The organism is Acidaminococcus sp. CAG:542 (assembly GCF_000437815.1).
Taxonomy (GTDB): Bacteria; Bacillota; Negativicutes; order Acidaminococcales; family Acidaminococcaceae; genus Acidaminococcus.
The window spans coordinates 1-662 of sequence record NZ_FR902108.1; the positions used below are offsets into that span (position 1 = coordinate 1).

The following is a 662-nucleotide window of genomic DNA, read 5'->3' on the forward strand; positions in this document are numbered from 1 at the left end:
GTGTATATACATATGTTCCATAAAATAACACTAGAATATACATAAATTATAAATAATCTTTACAAGTTGTAAAAACTCTCCTGAGAATGGTAGCATAAGAACCGGATCAACGGCATGGATTTGCTGAAAGGGGAGAAAACAGCTCGCAGAGATTATTTTTTTACGAATGAATCAATAATGATTCCTGAAAGAAAATTCAACGTGAAATAGAAATTTCATAAAAACACAATTTTTTCAAAAAATAGAAATTTGCCCATAGGGCAAACAGGGGCAGAAGGGCCCGGGGAGGAAAGAAACCATGAACAGAATTTACAAGGTCATCTGGAGCAAAGTACGGAACGCCTATGTGGTGGTGTCCGAATTGGCCAAGAGCCATGGGAAGGACAAAAGTGAACGAATCAGCGGCGGAGCAGGGAAGAGCCTGAAGACCAGTCTCTTGGCTGTCTGTGCAGCCGGTGGCCTGCTGCTGAGCGGCGTGCATCCGGTATGGGCCGCCAGTTCGGTGGATGCCGGGACTACGTCTAATGGGGATATCAATACCTTGGCAGTGGGGAACGGATCCTCTGCCAATGGAAAGGGCGCCCTGGCCGTTGGCGGCGGCAGCCAGGCTTCTGGAGACACAGCAGTGGCCCTGGCCTGGGGCAGCCAGGCTCTGTCCGACT

At 48.2% G+C, this 662-nt stretch carries 1 protein-coding gene; it reads left to right on the forward strand.

Annotation, left to right across the window (positions count from 1 at the left end; all coding sequences use genetic code 11):
- Positions 1 to 298: 298 nt before the first annotated feature.
- Positions 299 to 662: ESPR domain-containing protein (locus QVO43_RS09220; protein ID WP_288174879.1), on the forward strand; the 364-nt coding region annotated here is incomplete at its 3' end.